This is a genomic window from Streptomyces sp. NPDC045701, from assembly GCF_056432045.1.
Map to the genome: position 1 here is coordinate 1 of NZ_JBWKJV010000147.1, position 3,389 is coordinate 3,389.

At 69.0% G+C, this 3,389-nt stretch carries 2 protein-coding genes and 3 pseudogenes; 4 read left to right on the plus strand and 1 reads right to left on the minus strand.

The window, feature by feature from the left end; genetic code table 11:
- Positions 1–92: 92 nt before the first annotated feature.
- The 3 genes and pseudogenes from AC07DW_RS33840 to AC07DW_RS33850 form a co-directional block, all read left to right on the plus strand.
- Positions 93–445 (plus strand): annotated as a pseudogene (locus AC07DW_RS33840) (serine hydrolase); the annotation flags it as partial.
- 211 nt (positions 446–656) lie between these two features.
- Positions 657–1,020, plus strand: a pseudogene (locus AC07DW_RS33845) (DUF6233 domain-containing protein); the annotation flags it as partial.
- Between the two features lie 233 nt (positions 1,021–1,253).
- Complete coding sequence (locus tag AC07DW_RS33850; protein WP_478861442.1) at positions 1,254–1,910, plus strand: hypothetical protein; 657 nt, start codon at positions 1,254–1,256, stop codon at positions 1,908–1,910.
- A 244-nt stretch (positions 1,911–2,154) separates the two neighbouring features.
- Here AC07DW_RS33850 and AC07DW_RS33855 read toward each other — a convergent pair.
- Positions 2,155–2,661 (minus strand): annotated as a pseudogene (locus tag AC07DW_RS33855) (DinB/UmuC family translesion DNA polymerase); the annotation flags it as partial.
- A gap of 400 nt (positions 2,662–3,061) precedes the next feature.
- Here AC07DW_RS33855 and AC07DW_RS33860 point away from each other — a divergent pair.
- Positions 3,062–3,389: lamin tail domain-containing protein (locus AC07DW_RS33860; protein ID WP_478861443.1), on the plus strand; the 328-nt coding region annotated here is incomplete at its 3' end.

Sequence of the window (3,389 nt, forward strand, 5' to 3'; positions counted from 1 at the left end):
CTCGAACCAGCCCGACCACACCTCTACCGCGCGCTCCGTCTCCACGAACGGAACAACGCGTCACGCACCCAACAGACACGCACGGCTGTAGTACCGGTGCCACACAAGACACCACCACACCCCGCGCGTGGGCAGCAGACCTGCGGGCATTTTTTCTCGGGGACGCCCTGGGCAAGGACGAACGCGAACAGCTCACTCAGTGGCTGCGGACCAACACCACCGGAGACGAACTCATCAGGGCCGGAGTACCCAAGGGATGGGATGTCGGGGACAAGACCGGCGGAGGCGGTGTCTACGCTGTCCGAAACGACATCGCCGTCGTGTGGCCCCCGGGCGCCGCACCCATCGTCATGGCGATCATGTCAAACCGAGGATCAAAGACGCCGACTACGACAACAAGCTGATTGCCGAAGCGGCATCTGTGGCCACCAAGACACTGTCGTAGCAGAACAACTGCACAGGAAGAGCGGACAGCACAGGTGCCTACAGAGGGCCGCACGGGATCAGTAACGTGTGAAGCGATCTACCCCCGTGCGGCCTGTGCTCATCCTGCCGTCTGACACTCCACCAGCACCACCTGACCCCTGCCCTGATGTCCAAAATGGATCGAGAGCCAGGAATTGCGCAGCATGGGAATACCGCCTCTCCACCAGTGCGGCGACTCGGTGCAGCCCGCCGAGTACCGGGTCTGGGTACGCGCTCCGCAGCACGTGCGCCCGCCGGAGGGCGTCTCGTACGACGACGTGCCCACCGAGTACCTGCCCAAGCCGTCCATCGTGGACCAGGTCCTCGGGCCCCGCCGCCCGTCGGGCTGGGTGCTGGCGAAGGCCGGCGGCCGCGGTCCCGGCCGCGGCGGTGTCGTGCACGCTGTCGACTGCGACGAGGCTCCGGCCCGGGGCGCCGGTGCTATCCCTGGAGGGGGCCTTGGACGTGGCGCAGCAGCCGGGCGTTGGGCTGTGCTCGCTGTGTGGCGCGGCCGCCGAACTGGACCCCGTCCTCAAAGGCTTCGGCGAGCAGTAAGTCGCCTGTCAGGGCCGGGTGTTAAGCAGGGCCTGGGTGGGGAAGGGTTACGGTGACAAGGGGAGGGACACCGTAGGGAAGCGGAACGGGGCGCGCAAGGGTGCGCCCGTCGGTCGGGGAATCCGGCACGTCGCGAGGCGAAGCGCCTGTACTCGGGGCACGTGATGGGCGAGCGCATGTACGCCGCCACGGTCCCCAGGCCCGGCGCGGTGCAGCCGGCCACCATCATCCCCGTGAGCGTCCCGGCCTTGCCGGATGGCCTCGAGCTCCGGGACGCGACTTGGGCCGACGCGGCCCCGCTGGAGCCCGTGCTCCGGGTGGCCGACCCGGACAACCCCGACGGCTCCTGGCGGATCCTCCCGGCCGTGATCGACCAGAGTCTCGATCCGGAGAAGTACACGTGCGCCCGCGTGGTGGAGGAGACGTCGTCCGGCGCGCTGATCGGCGGAATGCTCGCGATGCCGACCGTGTGGGCCTACACCCACGGCATGCTCGCGGGAACGCCCAACGCGCACATCATCGCCGGACTCGTCGCCAGCCTGGACTCCCTCGCGATGGTCGACCAGTGGCGCGGGAAAGTCATCGCGCGCGCCCTGGTCGCCGAAGCCGAGAAGACGATGGCCTCCCATGAGAAGGGGAAGTTCGGCGCAGCCCTCATGTACGTCACGCACGAGCCGGAGCTGACAGACTTCTACGCCGGGCTCGGCTTCACCCTCTCCCCCGATGGCATCGGCATCCCCACGCCGCTGGGGCTCATCTGCCACGGCCCGATCCAGGGCTTCCGGTTCTCGGTGAAGCCGCTGCGCACGGGCGTCCAGATGGAGCCCATGCCCACCCCCTACGTTCGGCAGCTGGTCATCCGTGGCATCCTGCCGGGCCCCGCGCGCTGACGTCAGCACCGGGTGACGGCGTGGCCCGTGCCGTTCTCGCCGCTCAGCACCGCCCCAGTTCCGTGTCGATTCCAGGGGGTTGTCCATGGCCAAGCGCACCGTGAAGAAGGGCAGCAGCGGGCCCGTCCGGCTGTCCGTCGACCGGGAAAGGGCTGGCCCGGCCCCGCCGGCGCCTGTGTGCGGCTCGCTACGGCAGCGAACACGGATGCCGTCGACGCGCTGCTGGATACGGCTGGGGCCCGGCTCATCGTTGATCCGCTTCCCTGGCGCCCCCGTACCGAGTGATCCCCGGTATGGGGGCGCGATGCGTTCCTGACGCCCATGCTCCGGTCGGTGTCAGCTGGCTTTCCGGTAGGCGACGGGGTCCGGCGAGGCGCCGCCCGTACCGGTGGTTGATCCGGTCCAGGACGGGTGCAAGCGAGAGCCGGTCTTCTCTCGCGGGGTCCAGTGAGATCTGTGTGCCCGGCCCCTGGTCGGCGGGGTGGAGGTCTTCGGCGGTCAGGGTGATCCGGCGGATCCGGGCCCGCTGGAGCGCGAGTGAGTCCAGGATCCGGAACGTCGTGGAACGCAGGCCCTCGGTATGGGCCGAGGCCTGCGGGAGCGCGCGGGTGCGGTCGGCGGTGGAGCCGTTGGCGAGCCGTACGGACAGGGTCATCTTGCGGGCGATCTGCTCGCGCCGGCGGATCCGTTCGGCGAGGGTGACGACCAGGTCGAAGAGCGCGGCCCGCACCAGGACGGGGTCGTACACGTCGCGGGCGTAGGCGTGGAGGAACGGGTGTGCGGTGGGGGTCGAGGTGTGCGAAGAAAAGCGGCAGAACGGCTGTTACCCGGGCTGGTCACTCCACCGGCGGAGTGCGCCCGATGGCGTACGGGGTGGGTGCCGGAGTGTGGGAGGGCTTGCGGCTGATCACTGAACGGGTGGGTGTAGATGTCAGCGAATGTCAGGGTCACGCCGCCTAATGTCCGTGCCGGATACAGGCGTCAGTTACGGATATGTCCGTAACTGGTAACGGGCCCTGGCGCGCATTCCGGCGGGGGCGTCGGGGCGGCAGAGTTCGGGTCCTCGGGCCACACCGGACCGGGGATTCGCACCGCTCTCACCAGCCTCTTTTTTCGGCTGGTGGAGCACTGTTCTTCGGGAGACATCACCCATGTCTGCTTCTTCGACCGCCCGCCGTATCGCCGCGACCGTCCTCGCGGCCGGCGCCATGGTCTCGATCGTCGCCCTGCCGGCCTCCGCCCACGACGGCGACCGCCACCGGACGCCGAAGGTGGAGATCAGCCGCGTCCAGGCCGACAGCCCCGGACGCGACAACCGCTCCAACCGGTCACTGAACGCCGAGTGGGTCGAGATCACCAACACCACCCGCCACGGGATCAACCTCGACGGCTGGACCCTGAAGGACGAGGACGGCCACCGCTACCGCTTCAACGACGTCCGCCTCGCCGGACGCGCCACCATCCGCATCCACACCGGCG